The sequence below is a fragment of the Xanthobacter aminoxidans genome (assembly GCF_023571765.1).
GTDB classification, from domain to species: domain Bacteria; phylum Pseudomonadota; class Alphaproteobacteria; order Rhizobiales; family Xanthobacteraceae; genus Xanthobacter; species Xanthobacter aminoxidans.
The window spans coordinates 383,237-403,831 of the sequence record NZ_JAMJXC010000001.1; the positions used below are offsets into that span (position 1 = coordinate 383,237).

At 68.1% G+C, this 20,595-nt stretch carries 17 protein-coding genes; 6 read left to right on the forward strand and 11 right to left on the reverse strand.

The window, feature by feature from the left end:
- Nucleotides 1–7: 7 nt before the first annotated feature.
- Both serA and EJ105_RS01715 read right to left on the reverse strand, forming a co-directional pair.
- Nucleotides 8–1,594: a phosphoglycerate dehydrogenase gene (gene serA, locus EJ105_RS01710; RefSeq protein WP_250165062.1), complete on the reverse strand. Its 1,587-nt coding sequence runs from the start codon at nucleotides 1,592–1,594 to the stop codon at nucleotides 8–10.
- A gap of 213 nt (nucleotides 1,595–1,807) precedes the next feature.
- Complete coding sequence (locus EJ105_RS01715) at nucleotides 1,808–2,983, reverse strand: phosphoserine transaminase (RefSeq protein WP_250165063.1); 1,176 nt, start codon at nucleotides 2,981–2,983, stop codon at nucleotides 1,808–1,810.
- 181 nt (nucleotides 2,984–3,164) lie between these two features.
- Between EJ105_RS01715 and EJ105_RS01720 the strand changes: the two genes are divergently transcribed.
- Nucleotides 3,165–4,688: a Fic family protein gene (locus EJ105_RS01720; RefSeq protein ID WP_250165064.1), complete on the forward strand. Its 1,524-nt coding sequence runs from the start codon at nucleotides 3,165–3,167 to the stop codon at nucleotides 4,686–4,688.
- 28 nt (nucleotides 4,689–4,716) lie between these two features.
- On the opposite strand, the gene EJ105_RS01725 is transcribed toward EJ105_RS01720, so the two are convergent.
- The 5 genes from EJ105_RS01725 to ybaL all read right to left on the reverse strand — a co-directional run bounded on the left by EJ105_RS01725 (nucleotide 4,717) and on the right by ybaL (nucleotide 10,483).
- Nucleotides 4,717–5,601: a metal ABC transporter permease gene (locus EJ105_RS01725; protein ID WP_250165065.1), complete on the reverse strand. Its 885-nt coding sequence runs from the start codon at nucleotides 5,599–5,601 to the stop codon at nucleotides 4,717–4,719.
- Entirely contained in the window at nucleotides 5,598–6,458 is an 861-nt protein-coding gene (locus tag EJ105_RS01730; RefSeq protein WP_209486065.1) for a metal ABC transporter permease, read from the reverse strand. Before EJ105_RS01730 ends, EJ105_RS01725 begins: the two co-directional genes overlap by 4 nt.
- A gap of 223 nt (nucleotides 6,459–6,681) precedes the next feature.
- A complete protein-coding gene (locus tag EJ105_RS01735; RefSeq protein WP_250165066.1) occupies nucleotides 6,682–7,578 on the reverse strand; it encodes a manganese/iron ABC transporter ATP-binding protein in 897 nt (298 codons plus the stop codon).
- Nucleotides 7,575–8,501 carry a metal ABC transporter substrate-binding protein gene (locus EJ105_RS01740; protein WP_347881293.1) on the reverse strand — a complete coding sequence of 309 codons (927 nt, stop codon included), beginning with the start codon at nucleotides 8,499–8,501 and terminating at the stop codon, nucleotides 7,575–7,577. Before EJ105_RS01740 ends, EJ105_RS01735 begins: the two co-directional genes overlap by 4 nt.
- 113 nt (nucleotides 8,502–8,614) lie before the next feature.
- Entirely contained in the window at nucleotides 8,615–10,483 is a 1,869-nt protein-coding gene (gene ybaL / locus EJ105_RS01745) for a YbaL family putative K(+) efflux transporter (RefSeq protein ID WP_250165067.1), read from the reverse strand.
- A gap of 265 nt (nucleotides 10,484–10,748) precedes the next feature.
- Here ybaL and hisS point away from each other — a divergent pair, with 265 nt between their 5' ends.
- The gene (gene hisS, locus EJ105_RS01750) at nucleotides 10,749–12,278 is read left to right on the forward strand and encodes a histidine--tRNA ligase (protein ID WP_394041933.1); all 1,530 of its coding nucleotides are present in this window, start codon (nucleotides 10,749–10,751) and stop codon (nucleotides 12,276–12,278) included.
- 297 nt (nucleotides 12,279–12,575) lie between these two features.
- Here the strand turns inward: hisS and EJ105_RS01755 are convergent, their stop codons facing one another.
- Nucleotides 12,576–13,139 (reverse strand): GcrA family cell cycle regulator, encoded by a 564-nt coding sequence (locus EJ105_RS01755; RefSeq protein ID WP_029556819.1) that lies wholly within the window; start codon nucleotides 13,137–13,139, stop codon nucleotides 12,576–12,578.
- 570 nt (nucleotides 13,140–13,709) lie between these two features.
- Here EJ105_RS01755 and EJ105_RS01760 point away from each other — a divergent pair.
- The 4 genes from EJ105_RS01760 (at nucleotide 13,710) to EJ105_RS01775 (ending at nucleotide 17,378) form a co-directional block, all read left to right on the forward strand.
- On the forward strand, nucleotides 13,710–14,918 hold the full coding sequence (locus EJ105_RS01760) for an aspartate aminotransferase family protein (protein WP_250165069.1): 1,209 nt from the start codon (nucleotides 13,710–13,712) through the stop codon (nucleotides 14,916–14,918).
- Nucleotides 14,915–15,847 (forward strand): ornithine carbamoyltransferase, encoded by a 933-nt coding sequence (gene argF, locus EJ105_RS01765; RefSeq protein ID WP_029556821.1) that lies wholly within the window; start codon nucleotides 14,915–14,917, stop codon nucleotides 15,845–15,847. The genes EJ105_RS01760 and argF overlap by 4 nt, the downstream gene beginning before the upstream one ends.
- A gap of 135 nt (nucleotides 15,848–15,982) precedes the next feature.
- Entirely contained in the window at nucleotides 15,983–16,990 is a 1,008-nt protein-coding gene (locus EJ105_RS01770; protein WP_029556822.1) for an Hsp33 family molecular chaperone, read from the forward strand.
- Nucleotides 16,991–17,174: 184 nt separating this feature from the next.
- Entirely contained in the window at nucleotides 17,175–17,378 is a 204-nt protein-coding gene (locus EJ105_RS01775) for a hypothetical protein (RefSeq protein ID WP_250165070.1), read from the forward strand.
- A gap of 13 nt (nucleotides 17,379–17,391) precedes the next feature.
- Here the strand turns inward: EJ105_RS01775 and EJ105_RS01780 are convergent, their stop codons facing one another.
- From EJ105_RS01780 to uraH, 3 genes are read right to left on the reverse strand one after another with little or no spacing between them, the layout of a single operon-like run.
- Nucleotides 17,392–18,660, reverse strand: coding sequence for an allantoate amidohydrolase (locus EJ105_RS01780; protein ID WP_250165071.1), 1,269 nt, complete (start codon nucleotides 18,658–18,660; stop codon nucleotides 17,392–17,394).
- A gap of 14 nt (nucleotides 18,661–18,674) precedes the next feature.
- Nucleotides 18,675–20,153, reverse strand: a complete 1,479-nt coding sequence (gene puuE, locus EJ105_RS01785) for an allantoinase PuuE (RefSeq protein WP_250165072.1) — start codon at nucleotides 20,151–20,153, stop codon at nucleotides 18,675–18,677.
- 4 nt (nucleotides 20,154–20,157) lie between these two features.
- On the reverse strand, nucleotides 20,158–20,508 hold the full coding sequence (gene uraH / locus EJ105_RS01790; protein ID WP_250165073.1) for a hydroxyisourate hydrolase: 351 nt from the start codon (nucleotides 20,506–20,508) through the stop codon (nucleotides 20,158–20,160).
- Nucleotides 20,509–20,595 lie beyond the last annotated feature (87 nt).

Sequence of the window (20,595 nt, forward strand, 5' to 3'; positions counted from 1 at the left end):
AGTGCCCTCAGAACGCGAGGGCTTTGGCCGCCTTCACCTGCGGCAGGGCCTGCACCTTGGCGAGCAGCTCGGCGGGCACCGCACCATCCACCGCCACCAGCGCGATGGCATCGCCGCCCGCATGGTCGCGGCCGAGGGCGAAGGTGGCGATGTTGATGCCCGCATCGCCGAGCAGGCCGGCGAAGCGGCCGATGAAGCCGGGCTTGTCCTCGTTGGTCACATAGACCATGGCGGGGGCGAACTCGGCATCCACTTTGATGCCCTTGATGTTGACGATGCGCGGATGGCCGTCCGCGAACACCGTGCCGGAGACCGAGCGCTCGAACTGCTCCGTCACGACCGTCACCGTGATGAGGCTCTCATAGTCGCCGGTGGCGGCGCGGGTGGTCTCCTCGATGACAACGCCGCGCTCCTTGGCGACGGAGGGGGCGGAGACGACGTTGATGTCGGCCAGCGCCGGGCGCAGCAGGCCGGCCACGGCGGCAGAGGTCAGCGCCTTCACCTTCAGGTCCGCAACCGCGCCCTCATAGATGATGCGCACGGTCTTGATGTCGGTGTCGGTGAGCTGGCCGGCGAACGAGCCGAGCTTTTCCGCCAGCTCGATGAAGGGCTTCAGCTTCGGCGCCTCTTCCGCGGTGATGGAGGGGAAGTTCACCGCATTGGAGATGGCGCCGGTGAGGAGATAGTCGCTCATCTGCTCGGCGACCTGCAGCGCGACATTCTCCTGCGCCTCGGTGGTGGCGGCGCCGAGGTGGGGCGTGCACACCACGTTGGGATGGCCGAACAGCGGGTTGGTCTCCGCCGGCTCGATGGTGAACACGTCGAAGGCGGCGCCGGCCACGTGCTTCGAGTCGAGCGCCGCGCGCAGCGCCTCCTCGTCCACCAGTCCGCCGCGGGCGCAATTGATGATGCGCACGCCCTTCTTGGTCTTGGCGAGATTCTCGGCCGAGAGGATGTTCTTGGTCTTCTCGGTGAGGGGCGTGTGCAGCGTGATGAAATCGGCGCGGGCGAGGAGGTCGTCCAGCTCCACCTTCTCCACGCCGAGGTCGAGGGCGCGCTCGGGCGAGAGGAAGGGGTCGAAGGCGATGACCTTCATCTTCAGCCCCACGCCGCGCTCGGCGACGATGGAGCCGATGTTGCCGCAGCCGATGATGCCGAGGGTCTTGCCCGTCACCTCGACGCCCATGAAGCGGTTCTTCTCCCACTTGCCGGCCTGGGTGGAGGCATCCGCCGCCGGGATCTCGCGGGCGAGGGCGAACATCATCGCGATGGCGTGCTCGGCGGTGGTGATGGAATTGCCGAACGGCGTGTTCATCACGATCACGCCCTTGGCGGTCGCGGCCGGCAGGTCCACGTTGTCGACGCCGATGCCGGCGCGGCCGATGACCTTGAGGCGGTTGGCCTTCTCCAGGATCTTCGGCGTCACCTTGGTGGCCGAGCGGATGGCGAGGCCGTCATAATTGCCGATGATCTCGGCCAGCTTGTCCTTGTCCTTGCCGAGGTCGGGCTGGAAATCCACCTCGACGCCGCGGTCCTTGAAGATCTGGATGGCGGCGGGGGAGAGCTTGTCGGAGATGAGAACGCGGGGTGCCATGGGATGGGCTCCGGAATGGTGCGGATGAGCCGAACCGCGCGCGCAGCCGTCATGGCCGGGCTTGTCCCGGCCATCCACGTGGATGGTCCGGGCGCACCTTCGGCCGTGGCGCCGGCGGCTCGACGTGGATGCCCGGGACAAACCCGGGCATGACGATGTTCAGGAGGCGGCGCAGGCCGCCGCAGTCATCCGATCGAAATCACGCGGCCGAAATCACGCGGCCTTGGGCAGCGCGGACTTCGCCTCGTTGAAGGCCCAGTCGAGCCAGTGGGTCAGGGCTTCCACGTCGGCGCGTTCGACGGTCGCTCCACACCAGATCCGCAGGCCGGGAGGGGCATCGCGATAGGCGCCGATGTCGTAGGCGATGCCGCCCTTCTCGAGGCCCGAGGCGATGGCCTTGGCGAAGGCCGCCTGCGCGTCGGCAGGGAGCGCGGTCACGTCCGCATCCACCACCTTCAGGCACACCGAGGTGTTGGAGCGCGTCACCGGATCGGTGGCGAGGAAATCCACCCACGCCGTGCGGTGCACCCACTGGGCGATGGCCTCGAAGTTGCGGTTGGACCGCTCCTGCAGCGCCGAGAGGCCGCCGATGTTCTTCGACCACTTGAGCGCATCGAGATAGTCCTCGACGCACAGCATGGACGGGGTGTTGATGGTCTCGCCCTCGAAGATGCCTTCGATGAGCTTGCCGCCCTTGGTCATGCGGAAGATCTTGGGCAGGGGCCACGCGGGCTTGTAGCTCTCCAGCCGCTCCACCGCGCGGGGGGAGAGGATGAGCATGCCGTGGGCCGCCTCGCCGCCGAGCACCTTCTGCCAGGAGAAGGTGACCACATCGAGCTTGGCGAAATCGAGCTTCTGCGCGAACGCCGCCGAGGTGGCGTCGCAGATGGTCAGGCCCTCGCGGTCGGCCGGGATCCAGTCCGCGTCCGGCACCATGACGCCGGAGGTGGTGCCGTTCCAGGTGAAGACCACGTCGTGGGTGAAATCGACGCTCTTGAGGTCCGGCAGTTCGCCATAGGGGGCGGTCAGCGCGCGGGCGTCGGTGAGCTTCAACTGCTTGACGACATCCGTCACCCAGCCCTCGCCGAAGCTTTCCCAGGCCAGCATGTCCACCGGGCGCGCGCCGAGCACGGACCACAGCACCATTTCCACGGCGCCGGTATCGGAAGCGGGGACGATGCCGATGCGGTAGTCGGCCGGGACTTCCAGCACCTCACGAGTGAGGTCGATGGCTTCCTTCAGCTTCACCTTGCCGACCTTGGCACGGTGCGAGCGGCCGAGCGGGGCGTCGGAAAGCCCTTCCAGCGTCCAGCCGGGACGCTTGGCGCAGGGGCCGGAGGAAAAATTGGGGTTTTCCGGACGCGTGGCCGGAGCAGGATTCGTCGTCATGTGGTCCATCCTTACAGATGGGCGCCTCCCGTTGGGGGGAGGTGTCCCACGGATGGGGTTACGCCTGAGGGGGTGGGGCGTCAAGGGCAGGGCCGCTCGATGAGTGTCGAGCAGAAAATATTCATTTTTGTACAGAATACAAAAATTGTAATCATATTCGCATCATGTTAAGGCGTTTTGCATGAGCGATGCCCAAGCCGAAAACCACGAAATGCTGGCTGGCCGACGCATCGGCCAAGCGTGGTTGCGCGCGTTTTTCGATGTGCGTGTTCCGGCTCCCTGCACAGAAAGCTATGTCGTGGCTGGTGCGCGCCGCACTGAAACGTCCGGCGACCGTACGACGGAGTTTTATCCGCGCTCCTACGCCACGGGTGACGATCCCGTTGCCAATTTGCGCTTTGCCCTGCGCTACGAGCCTCTCGACCTGCGCGTCCTTGTCGGCGCGATGGCTGCTATGGGGCCAGAGACGATCGAGGCTTGGGTCCGCGCCGAGCCGACGGGAGCCTATGCGCGCCGCGCTTGGTTTTTCTACGAGCATTTTCTCGGCTGTCGGCTGGACCTGCCCGACGCGACGGCAGGTAATTACGTGTTCGCGCTGGATGAAGACAAGCACATCACCGGGGCGCGGCGAAATTCGCCGCGCCAGCGCGTGGCCGACAATCTGCTCGGCACGCCCGCCTTCTGCCCGATCGTGCGCCGCACGTCCCGGCTTGCGGAGAGGATGGCGCTCCGCATTGATGAGGAGGCGCGGGAACTGGTGGCAAGTTACGACCCTGCCTTGCTCGCCCGTGCGGTCAGCTACCTCTACACGAAGGAAACGCGATCATCATTCGCCATTGAGGGTGAAAGCCCGAGCCCCCAGCGTGCGGAACGCTTCGTCGCCGCTCTGCGCCGAGGAGCAAGCTTCGATGCCGGTAGCAAGGCGGCGATCGTGGACCTCCAGAACGCCATCGTCGATCCGCGGTATGCGGCGCGCGACTGGCGCGACTTCCAGAATTTCGTCGGCTCGATGACCGTGGACTTCCGCGAGGACGTCCATTTCATCTGCCCCCGTCCGCAGGATGTGCCCTTGCTGATGGGGGGATGGATGGAGGCTGCTAGGCGTGTCATGGGTCCTGGCGTGGACCCGGTGGTCGCGGCGGCCGTCACAGCCTTCGCATTTGTCTTCATCCATCCGTTTGAGGACGGCAACGGGCGCATTCACCGTTTCTTGATCCACCATGTGCTGAGCCGGACGGGGTTTACCCCCGGCGGCGTGATCTTTCCGGTATCGGCGGCGATCGTCCGGGACCAGCGCGGCTATGACGAGGTTCTTGAGAGTTTCTCACAACCGCTTCTCGCCTTCACCGACTGGGGATGGACGGCGGAGCGCGAGATCATCGTCCGCAATGACACGGCGTCTCTCTTCCGCTATTTCGATGCGACGCGGTTCGCCGAATACCTCTATGACCGGGTCATCGATACGGTCCGCATCGATTTGAAGGAAGAACTCGGCTTCCTTGCGGTCTTCGATCGGGCGCTTGAGGCGGTGCGGGACATCGTTGACATGCCGGACCGCCGTGCCTCGCTCCTGATCCGTCTCATGCTGCAGAACGGCGGCCGGCTGTCTCAGGCAAAACGTCGCCAATTCGATGAATTGTCTGACGCGGAGATCGCCGCCATGGAGATCGCGCTTCAAAGAGCGCGGACCGCATCGGAAGACTGACGGAAGCTGGTTTTTTATGTGACAGCGATTAGAGACGTTCAGAATCGCTTATTGTTCCGCAGCTGGGTTCATTTTCGATTGTAAAGACCGGCGCCGCCTCCACCCGCCGCGCCTTCACCCGCACGCCCACGAACGCCGCGATGAACACGCCCGTCATCAGCAGCACGATGGTCGGGGCGGGCGCCGAGTCGAGGAAGAAGGAGAGGTAGACGCCGGCGAGCGAGCAGGAGACGGCCACCAGAACCGCCGTCACCAGCATCCAGCCGAACCGCTTCGTCACGAGAAACGCGATGGCCCCCGGCGCGATGAGCAGCGCCACGGCGAGGATGATGCCCACGGCTTTGAGCGCCGCGACGATTGTCAGCGAAAGCATCACTAGCAGGCCGTAGTGCAGGAGGCCGGTGTGAAGCCCCACCGCTTTCGCCTGCGCGGGGTCGAAGGCGTTCAGCAGCAGGTCGCGCCATTTGGCCAGCAGCACGAGCGTCACGAGCCCGGCGATGATCGCGCTCTCGGCGATGTCGCCCCAGCTCACGCCCAGCATGTCGCCGAAGAGGATGTGGTCGAGGTGCACGTCGGTCTGGATCTTGGTGTAGAGCACCAGCCCCAGCCCGAACATGCCGGAGAAGACCACGCCCATCACCGTGTCTTCCTTCACCCGGCTGTTGGCCTTGAGATAGCCCGTGCCGAGCGCGCAGACCATACCCGCCACGAAGGCGCCGAAAGCCAGCGGCAGGCCGGCCATGTAGGCCAGCACAACGCCCGGCAGCACCGCGTGGGAGACGGCATCCCCCATCAGCGACCAGCCCTTCAGCACCAGAAAGCAGGAGAGCAGCGCCATGGGCACCGCCACCAGAGCGGCGATGACGAGGGCGGTCTGCATGAAATCGAACTGGAAGGGGGCGAGAAGGCTCATGCCGCGCCCTCCTTCAGCGCCTCGGCCGCCTGCCGCCGCGCCGCCAGCACGCCGTGCTTGGGGGCGAAGACGAAGGCGAGGAGGAAGATCAGCGTCTGCAACACCACGATGATGCCGCCCGTCGCGCCATCGAGGAAATAGGAGGCATAGGCGCCGACGAAGCAGGTCGTCGCGCCGATGGCCACCGACAGGGCGATGAGGCGGGGGAAGCGGTCGGTGAGGAGATAGGCGGTCGCCCCCGGCGTCACCACCATGGCGATGACGAGGAACGCGCCCACCGTCTGCAAGGCTGCGACCGTCGAGGCGGCGAGAAGCGTGAAGAACATCACCTTGAGCGCGGTGGGCTTCAGGCCGATGGAGCGGGCGTGGCTCTCGTCGAAGAAGGTCACCATCAGGTCCTTCCAGAAGACGAGCAGCAAGGCCAGCGAGACGAAGCCGATGATGGCCAGTTGCAGCGTATCGGCGGGCGAGATGGCGAGGATATTGCCGAGCACGATGGTCTGCACGTTCACAGACGTCGGCGACAGCGAAACCATGAACAGGCCGAGCCCGAAGAAGGAGGTGAAGATGAGGCCGATGACCGCATCCTCCTTCAGCTTGGTCCGCTCCTGAAGGAACAGCATCGCCCCCGCCGCCAGCGCCCCGGCGAAGAAGGCCCCCACCGAGAAGGGCAGCCCCAGCATGTAGGCCCCCGCCACGCCCGGCACGATGGAATGGGAGAGGGCATCGCCGATCAGCGACCAGCCCTTGAGCATCAGGAAGGCCGAGAGGAAGGCGCACACGGCACCCACCAGCGCCGACACCCACATGGCGTTGACCATGTAGGAATAGGTGAAGGGTTCGAGGAGGAGGGTCATGGCGTTGCCCCCCGGCGCCGGCCCGTATCCCGGCCGACCGCAGCGGCGCGTGAGCGGCGCGGAGGGAGAGCCGGGATCCAGCGCAAGAACGTGCCGAAGGCGCCTTGTGGCGAATGCCGCTGGATTGGGACTGCTGCGCAGGAGTCTTGCGCTGGGCCCCGGCTCAGCGCTCCCGCTGCGCGGTCGCTTGTCCGGGGCGCGAGGACGGTTCCGGGTGCGCCCATCACCCGATCCCCTCTGACGAGCCCGCCGTGCCGCTCTGGGCGGGGCGGTCCTTGTAGAGGACGAGGGGGCGCTCGTCGTCGGTGAGTACGCCCAGCGTGCCGGGGGTGGCGGCGTGGGTCTCGTCCAGCACGAAATGGCGCAGCACGCCGCCGAAGGCCTTTTCGAGGTTCGCTTGTGTGAACACCTCGGAGGTGAGGCCGTAGGCGAGCACGGTGCCCTTCACCAGCACGGTGCGATCGCAGAACTCCGGCACCGAGCCGAGATTGTGGGTGGAGACCAGCATCACCCGCCCCTCATCGCGCAGCGCGCGCAGGAGGCCGATGATGGCGTCCTCGGTCTTCACGTCCACGCCGGTGAAAGGCTCGTCCAGCAGGATCACGCGGGCGTCCTGCGCCAGCGCGCGGGCGAGGAACACGCGCTTCCTCTGCCCGCCGGAGAGCTCGCCGATCTGCCGCTTGCGGAAGTCCAGCATGTTGACGCGGGCAAGCGCCGCCTCCACCGCCGCACGGTCGGCGGCGCCGGGAATGCGCAGCAGGTTCATGTGGCCGTAGCGGCCCATCATCACGACGTCCTCGACGAGGACGGGGAAGGTCCAGTCCACCTCTTCGGCCTGCGGCACATAGGCGACCACGTTGCGCTTCAGCGCCTCCGGCACGCTCAGCCCCAAGATGCGCACTTCGCCCCGCGCGGCCTTGAGGAAGCCCATGATGGTCTTGAACAGGGTGGACTTGCCCGAGCCGTTCACCCCCACCAGCGCGGTGATGGTGCCGGTGGGAATGGCGAAGCTCGCATCGCGCAGGGCGGTGTGGCCGTTGCGATAGGTGACGGTGACGTGCTCCACGAGGAGGCCGGCGCCGGCCTCGGCGAGGTTCTGGCGGGAAAGGGGGGCGTTCATGGCTTGGCGCTCCCGGTCAGCCCGGCGGCGATGGTGCCGCTCGTCACCTTCAGGAGGTCGAGATAGGTGGGCACCGGGCCGGAGGGGTCGGAGAGGGAGTCCACATAGAGCACGCCGCCGTAGCGCGCGCCGGTCTCCCGCGCCACCTGCTTGGCCGGCTCGGCGGAGATGGTGCTTTCCGAGAAGATGACCGGGATGTGGTCCTTCCGCATCAGGTCCACCACGCGGCGCACCTGCTGGGGCGTGCCCTGCTGGTCGGCGTTGATGGGCCAGAGATAGAGCGGCTTCAGCCCGAAGTCGCGGGCGAGGTAGGAGAAGGCGCCCTCGCTGGTGACGAGCCAGCGCTGCTCCGCCGGCACTTTCTCCAGCTCGGCGCGGATGGGGTCGATGGCGGCGGTGATCTTCGCCTTGTAGGCGGCAGCATTGGCCGTGTAGGTCGCGGCGTTGGCCGGATCGTACTTCACCAGCGCGTCGCGGATGTTGTCCACGTAGATCAGCGCGGCGGAGGGCGACATCCAGGCGTGGGGGTTCGGCTTGCCGCTGTAGGGGCCGTCCGTGATGCCCATGGGCTCGACGCCCTGCGACACCACCACGCTCGGCACGTTCTTGAGGCGCGAGAAGAATTTCTCGAACCACAGTTCCAGGTTCAGCCCGTTCCACAGGATCAGGTTCGCGCCCTGCGCCTTGATGAGGTCGCCGGGGGTGGGCTGGTAATTATGGATCTCGGCGCCGGGCTTGGTGATGCTCTCCACCTGCGCGGCGTCGCCCGCCACGTTCTTCGCCATGTCGGCGATGACGGTGAAGGTGGTGACCACCTTGAACGGCGCGGCCGCGCGGGCGGGGTTCGAGACGAAGAACGCCGCCGCGGCGGCGAGGGCGAGCGCCGGAAAATGCCGGCGGGACAGGACAAAGGCGTCGGGCACGGGAATGCTCCGGTCCGGCGGTCGTGACGGGCGCGGCCGCCTTAGTTGCGATCAATTCGCAAAAATTACCGCACCCTTCCTGCAATTGCAACTTATTCGCAATAAAGGTCGAGCTACAGCGTCTCTTTCTGCGCCGCAGCCGCCGGCTCCGCAAGACCGGGCCCAGCGTCAACAGGGGCCGCGGTGTCCATGGAAACCGAGGGTCCGGCCCGGTTTCCGCCTTCCACCGCCTGCTCTGAGGCGGCCGCGCCGGCGATGTCGTTCTGGGAGGTCTCCAGCACGTGCGCCAGCATGCCGCGCGCCACCTCCCGCTCGCCCATGATGATGAAGTTCGCCCCGCTCTGGCGCAGGTGCTCCACCTCCGCATCCGAATGGGCGCGGGCGACGATCTCGATGGCGGGATTGAGCTGGCGCGCCTTCTTCAGCACGTTGCTGGCCTCGAACCCGTCCGGGATGGCGAGGATGATGCGGCGCGCCCCGGCGACATTGGCCGCCGCGATGGCGGGCGCGGAGGCGGCGTTGGCGTTCACCGCTTCGATGTCCAGGCGCTTCAGCTCCTCCAGCCGGTCGCCCTGGTCCTCGATGACGAGGAAGGGCGTGCCCGCCGCCTTCAGCCCGTCGGCGACGAGGCGGCCGACCCGGCCGTAGCCGACCAGCACGGTGTGGTTGGCGAGCGCGGTTTCCGGCAGGGCCGGGACAGGCTTGGGCGCGGGATGGGGCGCCGGGGCGGGCGCGGCGGCAGCAGGGGCTGCCTTTTCGGGCCGCAGCGGGGCGTGGCGCGCGCGGTAGCGGTCCAGCACCAGGAAGAAGAAGGGGTTGGCGAGGATGGAGATGATCGCCGCGGCCAGGATCAGGTCGCGTCCCTCGGCCGGCAGCAATTGCAGGTCCACGCCCAGCGCCACGAGGATGAAGGAGAATTCGCCGATCTGCGCCAGCGAGGCGGAGATGGTGAGGGCGGTGGAGTTGCCGTAGCCGAACGCCCGCACGATGAAGAAGGCGGCGAGCGACTTGCCGAACAGCACGATCAGCACCGTCACCAGCAGCGAGACCGGGCTCTTCACCACGATGGAGGGGTCCACCAGCATGCCCACCGAGACGAAGAACAGCACGGCGAAGGCGTCGCGCAGGGGCAGCGTCTCCTCGGCGGCGCGGTGGGAGAGGGGGCTCTCGCTCAGCACCATGCCGGCGAAGAAGGCGCCGAGCGCGAACGAGACGCCGAACAGCTTGGCCGAGCCGAACGCCACGCCCAGCGCGATGGCCAGCACCGCCAGACGGAACAGCTCGCGCGAGCCGATGTGCGCCACCCAGTGCATGATCCAGGGAATGACGCGGCGGCCCACCACCAGCATCAGCACCACGAAGCCGGCGACCTTGACCAATGTGACGGCGAGGGTGGTCCACACGTCGCCGCCGAGGCCCAGCCAGTCGATGGTGCCGGTGGTGACGGTCCGTCCGCCGAGCGCGCCGGACAAAGCGGGCAGCAGCACCAGCGCGAGGACCATGGCGAGGTCCTCGACGATGAGCCAGCCTACCGCGATGCGCCCCTGCTCGCTCTCCACCATCCGCCGCTCCTGCAAGGCGCGCAAAAGCACGACGGTGGAGGCGACGGACAAGGCGATGCCGAAGACGAGGCCGGCGCCGAGATTCCATCCCAGAGCCCAGGCGAGCCCCATGCCCATGACGGTCGCCGCCGTGATCTGCACGATGGCGCCGGGGATGGCGATGGCTTTCACCGAGAGGAGATCGGACAAGGAAAAGTGCAGGCCGACGCCGAACATGAGGAGGATGACGCCGATCTCCGCCAGTTCCAGCGCCAGATGCTCGTCGGCCACGAAGCCGGGGGTGAACGGCCCCACCAGCACGCCGGCGAGGAGATAGCCCACCAGCGGCGACAGCTTGAGGCGCTGCGCGATGGCACCGAGCACGAAGGCGAGGACGAAGGCCCCGACGAGGGTCGCAATGAGCGGCGTGTCGTGGGGCAAGCGTGTCCTCCATGCTGCAATGGCGCCGCCACACGCCTTAGGGCGCAGCATGACGACAGGTCTGGGATGAGGGCCAGTGCGACGGCTGCCGCGACCCGACTTCATGATGCGCGCAGAACACGGCGCTGTCATGGCAGAGGTAACGGAGCGGCAGGTTTTTCGCGGGTTGCCGGCCCTTCCCGGCCAGCGACCTTGCCGTCACCGGCCCCGTCCTCTAAGACGCCCCAACCCCTTTATTGACCGAGCGGGACACAGGTCCCGAAGCATCATGGCCAAAGAATTCAAGCCGAAGGCGCGACTCCCGCGCGGCCTTGTCGACCGCACCGGTGCGGAATTGTCCGCCACCCGCGCCATGCTGGAGAAGATCCGCGCCGTCTATGCGCTCTACGGCTTCGAGGCGCTGGAGACCCCGGCCATCGAATATACCGACGCGCTCGGCAAGTTCCTGCCCGACCTCGACCGGCCCAACGAGGGCGTCTTCTCCTTCCAGGACGACGACGAACAGTGGCTCTCCCTGCGCTACGACCTCACGGCGCCGCTGGCGCGCTACGTGGCCGAGCATTTCGAGCAGCTGCCCAAGCCCTACCGCTCCTACCGGGCGGGCTACGTCTTCCGCAACGAGAAGCCCGGCCCCGGCCGCTTCCGCCAGTTCATGCAGTTCGACGCCGACACGGTGGGCGCCCCCTCCGTCGCGGCGGATGCCGAGATCTGCATGATGGCCGCCGACACGCTGGAGGCGGTGGGCATTCCGCGCGGCTCCTATGTGGTGAAGGTGAACAACCGCAAGGTCCTCGACGGCGTGATGGAGGCCATCGGCCTCGGCGGCGACGAGAACGCCGGCCGCCGCCTCACCGTGCTGCGGGCCATCGACAAGTTCGACAAGTTCGGCGCCGAGGGCGTCGCGCTTCTGCTCGGTCCCGGCCGCAAGGACGAGAGCGGCGATTTCACCAAGGGCGCGGGCCTCGATGAGCGTCAGGCGTCCGTGGTGCTGGCCATGCTCACCGGCAAGGGCGTGCGCGCCACCGATGTGGGCGTCGAGGTGGAGCTGGACGACGTCGCGCTTGCCGCCGCGCTGGCCGGCAATGCCGCCTTCCAGGAAGGCATGGCGGAATTGAACGACATCCGCACCCTGCTCGCCGCTGGCGGCTATCAGGACCGGGTGAAGATCGACCCTTCTGTGGTGCGCGGCCTCGAATATTACACCGGCCCCGTCTACGAGGCAGAGCTGACCTTCGAGATCACCGACGAGACCGGCCGCCCCGTGCGCTTCGGCTCGGTGGCCGGCGGGGGGCGCTATGACGGCCTCGTCGCCCGCTTCCGGGGCGAGAAGGTGCCGGCCACCGGTTTCTCCATCGGCGTCTCCCGCCTGCTCGCGGCCCTCGCCTTCCTCGGCAAGATGGATGCGGACGCCGAGGTCGGCCCGGTGGTCGTGCTGGCCATGGACAAGGAGCCGGCCCGCATCGCCGACTACATGAAGATGGTGTCCGAGCTGCGCGCCAACGGCATCCGCGCCGAGATGTATCTCGGCGGCGCCGGCATGAAGGCGCAGATGAAATATGCCGACCGTCGCGGCGCCCCGGCCGTCATCATCCAGGGCTCGAACGAGAAGGACGCCGGCGAGGTCCAGATCAAGGATCTGGTGGAAGGCGCCCGCATCGCCGCCGGCATCGCCGACAATGCGGAATACCGCGCCGCCCGCCCCGCCCAGTTCGCGGTGAAGGAGAGCGAGATGGTCGCCGCCATCCGCGACGTGCTGGAGCGCCGCGCGGCGCCGTCTCTGGGCCTGGACGACTGAGCCCTCCCGCCGTCCCCTGAACGAAAAAAGGCCCGCCTCCAGCCGGAGGCGGGCCCTTTTTCCTTGGGGCATGCTTTTCCTGGGCGTCATGGACGTCCGGCCGCATACGAACCTGTTGTTCTTGAGCCGTCATGCCCCGGCTTGTCCGAGGCATCCACCGGGCCGACAGGCCAGCGCATTCATCCTTGGGCCGAACTTGCGGAAACGTGGATCCCCCGGACAAGCCGGGGGATGACACCGCACATCAGGTTTTCGACCGCTTCGTCGCGCCGGAGGCCTCTTCCGGCGCTCCCCGCCTCAGAGATAGGCGAGGCGGCGGTCGCGGCGGCGGTCCTGCACCGGCTGGTAGGCGATGCGGGCGTGGGTCTGGCAATAGGGCATGCCCGGATTGGCCTTGCCGCCGCAGAAGTGGAAGCTCTCGGTGCCCGGCTCGCCCAGCGGCCAGCGGCAGGTGCTCTCGGTGAGCTGCATGATGGTGCAGCCCTGGGTCATGGGCACCACGTTGTCGCTCATGACGGGAGCGGGCGCCGGTGCCTCTTCCGGTGCCTCGTCCAAATCGGCCGCGAGGGCGGTGTTGCCGATGGTGGTCGGCCGCTGCGGCCGCGCCTGGTTGTCGGGGCGACCGGCGGGGGCGCCCATCGGCCCGTTCATCGGACCGGCCTTGGCCGGCGCCGTTCCGCTGGCGCGGGGACGCGCCGGGGCGGGGGCGGCCTTCGCTCGGCCGGACAGGCCGAGGCGGTGCACCTTGCCGATGACGGCATTGCGCGTCACCTCGCCAAGCTCGGTCGCGATCTGGCTCGCGGAGAGGCCTTCGCTCCAGAGCTTTTTCAAGAGTTCGACGCGCTCGTCATTCCAGCTCATCGCTCTTCTCCATTTGCCGCATCTACTTGCCGCATTTCAACCGGCAGCATCTCAAGAACGCCGCGGGCGCCGGAAACGCTCGGCGCCGCTTCAGCCATGGGCGGGAACGCCGGTTGGGGCGCGTCCCGGATCGTGATTTCCGCAAGGCGGACTCCCTCCCCGTTCCCGTGCGCGGCAAAGCGCTCGGATGGACCCGGATCGCGGTTCCTGGAAGAGGGTTCCTGATGCCCCTGCGCACGACATCTCGTGGCTGACCCTCAAGAACCTACAATATGGCCGGTCCCTGCAACAGAGTCGGCAAGGGGTCGCGGGGCGTTTTCCCCAGCTCCTTAAGGCTTCGTTTACCCTTGTGCGGCGGCCGGTCGCGGTCCCGATTCGCATCATGGCAGGCGATCGGTTGACCTCGTGCGCGTGTTCATTAGAATCGCGCGGTCGGGCCGCCCCCGCATGGGCGGCCTTTTTTAGTTTGTGCGCGCGGCTGGGCCGAAACCCCGCTGTCGCACGTTGTTCGCAAACCCGTGCAACCTCGAAGGCCAGGAAGCCTGCATCGAAGTCCACCAGGAGGATAGTGTGATCACCCCCGTTCTGCCGACCTACGCACGCATCGACCTCCAGTTCGAGAGGGGAGAGGGCTGCTGGCTCGTCACGACGGACGGGCGACGTTTCCTTGACTTCACCGCCGGCATCGCCGTGAACGTGCTGGGCCACGCCAATCCCTATCTCGCCGCCGCGCTCTCCGAGCAGGCGACGAAGCTGTGGCATGTGTCCAACCTGTTCCGCATCCCCGGCGCCGAGAAGCTGGCCGACCGGCTGAAGGCCGCGACCTTCGCGGACACCATGTTCTTCACCAATTCCGGTGCGGAAGCGCTGGAGTGCGCCATCAAGATGGCGCGCCGCTACCAATATGTGAGCGGCCATCCCGAGAAGAACCGCATCATCACCTTCGAGGGCGCCTTCCACGGCCGCACGCTCGCGACCATCGCCGCCGGCGGCAACCCGAAATATCTCGAAGGCTTCGGCCCGGACCTTCCGGGCTTCGACCAGGTGCCGTTCGGCGATCTCGACGCCGCCCGGGCCGCCGTGACACCCGAGACCGCCGCCATTCTGGTGGAGCCGGTGCAGGGCGAGGGCGGCGTGCGCGTGCCGCCGGCCGGCTTCCTCGCCGGCCTGCGCGAGCTGTGCGACGAGAACGGCCTGCTCTTGGTGCTGGACGAGGTGCAGAGCGGTGTCGGGCGCACCGGACGCCTGTTCGCCCATGAGTGGACCGGCATCACCCCGGACATCATGTCGGTGGCCAAGGGCATCGGCGGCGGCTTCCCCATGGGGGCGTGCCTTGCCACCGAAGAAGCCGCCAAGGGCATGACGGTGGGTACCCACGGCTCCACCTATGGCGGCAACCCGCTGGCCATGGCGGTGGGCAATGCGGTGCTGGACGTGGTGCTGGAGGAGGACTTCCTCCCCCGCGTGAACCGCGTCGCCGGCCGCTTCCAGCAGCGTCTCGCCGAATTGCGCGACACCCATCCGGCCGTCATCGCCGAGGTGCGCGGGCAGGGCCTGCTGCTCGGCATCAAGGCCGCCGTACCCGCGCCCGAGCTGATCGCCGCGCTGCGGGAGGAGGGTATGCTGGTGCCCGGCGCCGCCGAGAACGTCATCCGCCTGCTGCCCCCGCTCACCGTGAGCGAGGAAGAGGTGGGCATCGCAGCCGACAAGATCGAAGCCGCCTGCCGGCGCATCGAGGCGCGCCTCGCCGCCGATCCGGTGAAGGGAGCGGCCGAATGAAGGGGAATGGGGTGCGTCATTTTCTCGATCTGTCCGAGATCCCGGCCGAGGAACTGCGCCGGGTCCTGGACTTTTCCAAGGATCTGAAGGCCCGCCGCAAGGCGGGGGAGCCGGTGGAAAAGCCGCTCGCCGGCAAGTCGCTGGCCATGGTGTTCGACAAGCCGTCCACCCGCACGCGCGTGTCGTTCGACCTCGCCATGCGCCAGCTGGGCGGCGAGACCATCATGCTCACGGGCCAGGAGATGCAGCTCGGCCGCGGCGAGACCATCGCCGACACGGCCCGCGTGCTGTCGCGCTTCGTCGACGCCATCATGATCCGCATCCTGGACCATGACGACCTGACCGAGCTGGCGAAATACGCCACGGTGCCGGTCATCAACGGCCTCACCCGCATCAGCCACCCCTGCCAGGTGATGGCCGACGTGATGACCTTCGAGGAGCATCGCGGCCCCATCACCGGCCGCTCGGTGGCCTGGACGGGCGACGCCAACAACGTGCTGGCCTCGTGGGTTCATGCCGCCGACCGCTTCGACTTCACCCTGAAGGTGGCGACGCCCAAGGAATTGTCGCCGCGTCAGGCGCTGAAGGACTTCGTGAAGCGCACCAAGGCCAAGGTGAAGTTCATGCGCGACCCGGAAGAGGCGGTGGAGGGCGTGGATTGCGTCATCACCGACACCTGGGTCTCCATGGGCGACAAGGAGGCCGAGCGCCGTCACAACATCCTCAAGCCCTATCAGGTCAATTCGGCCCTGATGGCGCGGGCGGACAAGGATGCCATCTTCATGCACTGCCTGCCCGCCCATCGCGGGGAGGAGGTGACGGACGTGGTGATGGACGGTCCGCAGTCCGTGGTGTTCGACGAGGCGGAGAACCGCCTGCACGCCCAGAAGGGCGTGCTCGCCTGGTGCTTCGACGCGGTGGGTGGCTGAGCCTTCCGCAGCGGGGACATTGCGAGCCGGGTTGAAACAGCCCGGCTCGTGAATATGTGTGGGACCAAACCTTTGGGGCCCATTGGCTGTGCATTGAGCGCGGGCACGCGGGTCCGGCACGTCCGGAGACCATTCATGAAGGGCGAGCGCACCCGCACCGCCACCCGCGCCGCATCCGAGGCCGCGCAGGACGACATCGTCACCGCCTTTCAGGTGGATGCCCTCGACATCCGTGGCCGCACGGTGCGCCTCGGCCCCACGCTCGATGCGCTGCTCGCCCATCACGCCTATCCCCCCGCGGTGAAGCGGGTGGTGGGGGAGGCGGTGACGCTCGCCGTGCTGCTCGGCTCCTCGCTGAAGTTCGAGGGCCGCTTCATCCTTCAGACCCAGACCGACGGGCCGGTGGACATGGTGGTGGCCGACTTCGTGAGCCCGGACAAGATCCGCGCCTATGCCCGCTACGATGCCGATGCGCTGGCCGAGGCCGAGCGCCGCAACGAGACCTCGCCGGCGGCGCTGCTGGGGCGCGGCCATCTCGCCATGACCATCGACCAGGGCATCAGCACCAACCGCTATCAGGGCGTGGTCGCCCTCGACGGCTCGGGGCTGGAGGCGGCGGCGCACGAATATTTCCACCAGTCCGAGCAGATCCCGACCCGCGTGCGCCTCGCCGTGGGCGAGGAGATGAAGCCGGGCGGTAAGGAGTCCTCTTGGCGGGCCGGCGGCCTGCTCGCCCAGTTCCTGCCGCAGGACGCCTCCCGCGCCCGCATGGCCGACCTCTCCCCCGGCGATGCGCCCGAGGGCGTGGAAGAGCACAAGGTGGACGAGGACGACGCCTGGGTGGAGGCCCGCTCCCTCGTCGGCACGCTGGAGGACGTGGAGCTGATCGACCGCGACCTCTCCTCCGAGCGGCTGCTCTACCGGCTGTTCCACGAGCGCGGCGTACGCGTGTTCGATCCGCTGCCCATCGCCGCGCGCTGCTCCTGCTCGCGGGAGAAGGTCTCCGGCGTCCTCGCCTCCTTCGGGCCGGAGGAGCGGCGGGAGATGATCCAGGACGACGGCAAAGTCACCGTGACCTGCGAATTCTGCGGCCGCACCTACAAGTTCACCGCCGAGGAGGTTCTCGGCCGGGCGGACGGGTGAGGGGCGGATGGGGCGGCCGGCGGCACCCCATCCCGGACGCCGCGGCAAGACGGCAGGGACGCGGCGGGCGCTTCCGGCCCCGCCGGGGTGGCGCTCTTTTCTTCAGGGAATGTGGCGCCGAAACCTTAGTGAGGTTTGGGCCGCGCCGGTTACGCCGGACCTCGGCGCGGACGGCGAGCGCCAGTTGATCGTGCGCGCGCTGCAAGGCCTCGACGCGACGGAGCACCGGACGCTCGCGGCGTTTCTCGATGGCGTTCTCGCCCGCAACCTCCCGGCGGCGGACCTTGCGGCACTACTAGACGGCCGCCACGGCGACATCCTGATCCAGTCGGACAGGCCCCATCTGTTCCTGCGGCTGGTGCGCGAGCTGGCCCTGGCACAGGGCTGACGCCCGCCGCCCCTCACATCTCCTCGGCCGTCTTCAGCAGGAACGCATGGAGCGCTTCCGCCGCGAGGCCGATGTCGGCGGGGGCGGCGTATTCGCGGGGGTTGTGGCTGCCGTTCTCCGAGCGGACGAACAGCATGGCCATGGGCATCACGCCGCGAAACACCATGGCGTCGTGCCCGGCGCCCGAGGGCAGGCGCACCACGGGCAGTTGCAGGCCCTCCACCACCTTGGCCATGCGCTCCTTGAGGGGGCCGTGGCAGGGCGCGGCGGGCACTTCGTGGCCGATGTCCACGCTGGCCTTCACCCCGCGCCGCGCCGCGATGTCGGCCACGGCGGCACGGATGTCGGCGACGGCGCGGGTGCGCAGGTCGTCCGAGAGGGCGCGCACGTCGAGGGAGAACTGCACCTCGCCGGGCACCACGTTCACCGCGCTGCCGGCGATGATGAGCGTGCCCACGGTGGCGACCAGCTCCTTGCCGTCGGCGCGGCCGCGCGCCTCCACGGCGAGGATCATCTCGGCGGCGGCGGTGAGCGCGTCATGGCGCATGGCCATGGGCAACGTGCCGGAATGGCCGGCCTCGCCCCGGATGCGCACATGCCCGCGCGAGGCCCCGGCGATGCCGGTGACGATGCCGAGGGGCGCGCCCGCCGCCTCCAGCACCGGCCCCTGCTCGATATGCACTTCCACATAGCCCAGCGTCTCGGCGGGATCGCGCCGGCAGTCGGCGACGCGATCCACCGGCGCCCCGAACGAACGCAGCGCCTCCATGCGGGAGATGCCCTGGGCGTCCACATCCTCCAGGCTCTTCGGATCGAAGATGCCGGCCATGGCCTTGGAGGAGGTGAGGGTGGAGAGGAAGCGCACGCCCTCCTCGTCGGCGAAGGCCGCGACCTCGATGGCGAAGGGCAGGCGGATGCCCTGCTGCTTCAGCGCTTCCACGGCGGCGATGGCGGTGAGCACGCCGAGATTGCCGTCATAGATGCCGGCATTGCGCACGGTGTCGATGTGCGAGCCAAGGACGAGGGTTTTCGCATTGGCCCGGTCCGCCGCGTAGCGCCCGACGATGGAGCCGGTGGCGTCCATATGGACCTGCGCCAGCCCCGCCTCCCGCATCCAGAACGACACCTGCGCCGCCGCCCTCTTGTGGGCGGGGGTCAGCGTCAGGCGGGTCATCTCGCCGGGCACGTCGGTGCAGGCGGCGAGTTCCTTCAGGCGGGAGACGATGATCTCGCCGTCGAGGGGGGAGGGGAGCGGGGCGGAGCCGGGGGCAGATCGGGGCACGGAAGAGACCTTGTTCAGGGGGCGGCCGGCAGCATCTGGGAGAGGCGCAGCAGCGCGATGCGCTCGATCTGCGCCAGCGCCTCCGCAACTTCGGTGTCGCGGTCGTGCGCGAGGCGGCGCTCGAAGGCGGCGAGGATGTCGGCCTTGCTGCGTCCGCGGATGGCCATGATGAAGACGAAGCCGAACTTCGCCTTGTAGGCGTCGTTCAGCGCGGTGAAGCGCGCCTTCTCCTCCGCCGTGAGCTGGTCGAGGCCGGCGGAGGCCTGCTCGGCGGCGGACTCGGCGGTCAGCAGCTTTGCCTCGGCAAGCTTGCCGGCAAGGTCGGGATGGGCGTGGATGACCCCCATCTGCTTCTCAAGGGGCGCAGCGCGCAGCACGGCGGCAAGGGCTTCGTTGAGGCCCTCGGCAGTGTCGGCGCGGGTGGTGAGGCCACTGTCGTAGGCGCCTTCCGCGATCCAGGGCGAATGCTCGTAGACGCCGCCGAACCGCTCCACGAACAGGCCGCGCGGCATGTAGGTGGGCCGGTATCCCCCGGCGGGCGGGTGATGGGCGATCCAGTGGCGGGCGATGTCGAGGCGGCGTGCTACCCACACCTTCTCGTGGCCGGCGATGTAATCGAGAAAGCGGGCGAGCGCCTGCGCCCGGCCCGGCCGTCCCGCCAGGCGCGGATGCAGGCCGATGGACATCATGCGCGGGGCGGTGGCGCCCTCGGCATAGAGCAGGTCGAAGCTGTCTTTCAGATAGTCGAAGAATTCGGTGCCGTTGGAAAAGCCTGCGGCCACGGAGAAGCGCATGTCGTTGGCATCGAGGGTATAGGGCACCACGAGCTGCGGGCCGCGCGGCCCATAGATCCAGTAGGGCAGTTCGTCCGCATAGCTGTCGGCCACATAGAGGAAGCCGCCTTCCTCCATCAGGAGGGGCACCGTGTGCTCGGCGGAGCGGCCCTGGTAGAAGCCGAGCGGGCGGGCACCGGTCACCTCAGCGTGCAGGCGCACGGCCTCCTCGATGTGCTCGCGCTCGGCGTCGCGGGTGAAGTCCTTGTATTCGATCCACTTGTAGCCGTGGCTGGCCAGCTCCCAGCCGGCGTCCTGCATGGCGGCGACGGCATCGGGATTGCGGGCGAGGGCGGTGGCGACGCCATAGACGGTGGCCGGCATGTTGCGCTCGCCGAACAGCCGCAGCAGCCGCCAGATGCCGACGCGGGCGCCGAACTCGTAGACGGACTCCATGTTCATGTGCCGCTGGCGGGGCCAGGGCACGGCGCCGATGATCTCGGAGAGGAAGGCCTCCGAGGCATTGTCGCCATGGAGCACCGAGTTTTCGCCGCCCTCCTCGTAATTCACCACGAACTGCACGGCGATGCGCGCATCCCCCGGCCAATGGGGGTGGGGCGGATTGCGGCCATAGCCCACGAGATCGCGCGGATAGGGCTTGCCGGTGACGGGATCGGTGGGGATGCCGGAATTGTCGCGGCCGGTGAAGGGAGCGGGCATGGGCTCAGGACCCCCGATAGGTGGAATAGCTCCACGGGGAGCAGAGCAGCGGCACGTGATAGTGCCCTTCGATGAGGGTCACGCGCAGGGGCACCACGTCGAGGAAGGGCGGGTCGGCCACCGGGGCGCCGGTGGCGCGGAAATGCGCGCCGATGTGGAAGACCAGCTCATAGGTGCCGGGGAGGAAGTCGTCGCCCGCAAGCAGGGGGGCATCGGTGCGGCCGTCCGCATTGGTGCGGCGGGTGGTGACGAGGGTGCGCCCGCCATCGGCCGTCAGCCGGTAAAGTTCCACCGCCACATCGGCGGCCGGGCCGCCGGAGACCGTATCGAGCACGTGAGTGGACAGGCGCCCCATCGTTTCCTCGTCCTTCCTGACTCTCTGGCGCCGCGCCCGGCGGAAGCCTTGCGGGTGCAGGGCCGGCGGCCGGGCGAACGCTCCGCT